Here is a 1,817-nt window from a genome sequence, read left to right as displayed (position 1 = left end):
TTTCATAACAGATCCCGAGTACATACGAATACATTTATAATACATCATGTACAGGATTATATTTTATTATCTCATATGTTGATTTCGTTCCAATAACTGATCCGCAACGAAAGCCGCGGTGTCACCGCCGTTGGGCGTCTTCTGTTATCTGGTGACTGAACAGTGCCTGCCGCAGCGTTGGGCATATTGCTGTCAGTTGTTCCTTGGCTGATTCGGAAATGAGGTGGTGCGCGTCATTTCTGCGAGCCGGAGAGCGTTGGCCATAGGTCGGTGCCCAGAAAAATGCGGCATGGGTCATCGTCTCTTTCCGCCGACCAATGGGAGGAAGTCGCCATGTGTGCATATTGACGCTCTCTCGCAGCCGGTCGCGTTGGGCGCGGGCTAACTTGGAGTTGTCTCCATCCTTCACAACCGTCAATAGTGCCAGAGTATCGTCGGCCCCGACGGCTGTCATACTGGCCAGTCAAGCTGGCGCCTCCCCGAGGGCACCACGGCGGCAGCAGCGGCCGCCCATGGCCATGGTGGTGTTCTTCCAGTCCACTGCGGGTTGGATGTGGCTGGCCCGGGTGAGTTGACGTCTCCTGGCATGGGAGTGCTGTCGCCTTGCCAAGGGGTTATATATCGGCACACACTGCTCCTTTCACAAGGCGCGCCTTCGGGGACGCCTTGTCATCTTTGGAGTAGTGATGGCACCAGGAGGTGCAGATGATCGTTCGTCAGGCAACGCAGGCTGATATTCCCGTATTGGTGAGTCTGCGCATGGGGCTGTTTTGTGAGGTGGGTGAGCTGAGCGATCCGCTGGTCGATGTGGATCTCTGGCAGGCGACCAGTGCCTATTTCAGCACTGCGCAGGCTGATGGCAGTGCGCGGTCCTGGGTGGCCGAGGTCGGGGGGGAAGTGGTGGCGAGCGGCACGCTGGCTCTGTTTGTGCGGCCCCCCTATCCCGGCAACGTGTCGGGGCGGGAGGCCTATCTGCTCAACATGTATACACTGCCGGCATACCGCAAGCAGGGCATGGCCAGCGCCCTGCTCAATGCCATGGTGGCCCATGCCTGCGCCGAACAACTGGGCAAGGTGTGGCTGCATGCCAGCGATGAGGGACGCCCTCTGTATGAACGCGCTGGTTTTGTTGCCAATCCGGCGTATCTGGAGTGGTTGCCGGGACATTGATCCTGCCTGTGGCGAGAGCTGAACCGGTTTGTTCCGGCAGACGCAATTGTACCTTTGGCATCATCGCCCCATGCAGGGGCGCTTGCCGAGTGCGATACGCAGGCCGTGGACGATGCGATAGCGGCGTATTCAGGCGCAACGGACAAGCCTCGGGTCATGGGCGCGAGCACCCCGCCACGACCGGCGGGATGCTCGCGATTGATCAGGCCACTCGTCCCTGGAGCGGGTGGATCCAGACCCGCTCGCCGAGTGCGATGGCCGGCTGGGCGGGGACAATTTCAATCAGGCAGTTGGCATCGGCCATGGAGCTCAGAATGCCGGAGCCCTGCGGTCCCGTGGTGCGCACCCGCAGCACGCCGCTGGCATCCTGATGGAAGACGCCGCGCAGAAACTCGGTGCGGCCCGGGCGGCTCTGCATCTTTTGTTCGGCCTGTGCCGACAGGCGCAGCGGTTGCCAGACCCGGCCCTGCAAGCAAGCGATGGCAGGCTCGACAAACTGCAGGAAGCAGACCATGGCCGCTACCGGATTGCCCGGCAAGCCGAAGAAGGGGGTAGTCCCCAGCTTGCCAAACGCCAGCGGGCGACCCGGCCGCATCTGGATGCGCCAGAAGGCTATCTGGCCAAGCTCGGCCAGCACCTGCTTGATG

Annotated in this window: 3 protein-coding genes; 1 reads left to right on the top strand and 2 read right to left on the bottom strand. The window is 61.0% G+C overall.

Features of this window, described 5'->3' with window-relative positions; genetic code table 11:
• Nucleotides 1–463: 463 nt before the first annotated feature.
• Nucleotides 464–628, bottom strand: coding sequence for a hypothetical protein (locus AAC083_RS08195; protein WP_181364687.1), 165 nt, complete (start codon nucleotides 626–628; stop codon nucleotides 464–466).
• A gap of 77 nt (nucleotides 629–705) precedes the next feature.
• On the opposite strand from AAC083_RS08195, the gene AAC083_RS08190 reads away from it, so the two are divergent.
• Nucleotides 706–1,170 (top strand): GNAT family N-acetyltransferase, encoded by a 465-nt coding sequence (locus AAC083_RS08190; RefSeq protein ID WP_108536293.1) that lies wholly within the window; start codon nucleotides 706–708, stop codon nucleotides 1,168–1,170.
• Between the two features lie 202 nt (nucleotides 1,171–1,372).
• Here AAC083_RS08190 and AAC083_RS08185 read toward each other — a convergent pair.
• Nucleotides 1,373–1,817: molybdopterin-binding protein (locus AAC083_RS08185; RefSeq protein WP_258224633.1), on the bottom strand; the 445-nt coding region annotated here is incomplete at its 5' end.

Origin of the sequence: Aeromonas sp. HMWF014, assembly GCF_963878295.1 — a bacterium.
GTDB lineage: Bacteria > Pseudomonadota > Gammaproteobacteria > Enterobacterales > Aeromonadaceae > Aeromonas > Aeromonas popoffii.
The sequence above is the reverse complement of the archived record's forward strand: the minus strand, read 5'-3'. Positions and strand labels throughout refer to the sequence as shown.

Bases quoted from the DNA above. Each gene is read 5' to 3' on its own strand.
- AAC083_RS08190 (WP_108536293.1), top strand. From the start codon at position 706: ATGATCGTTCGTCAGGCAACGCAGGCTGATATTCCCGTATTGGTGAGT.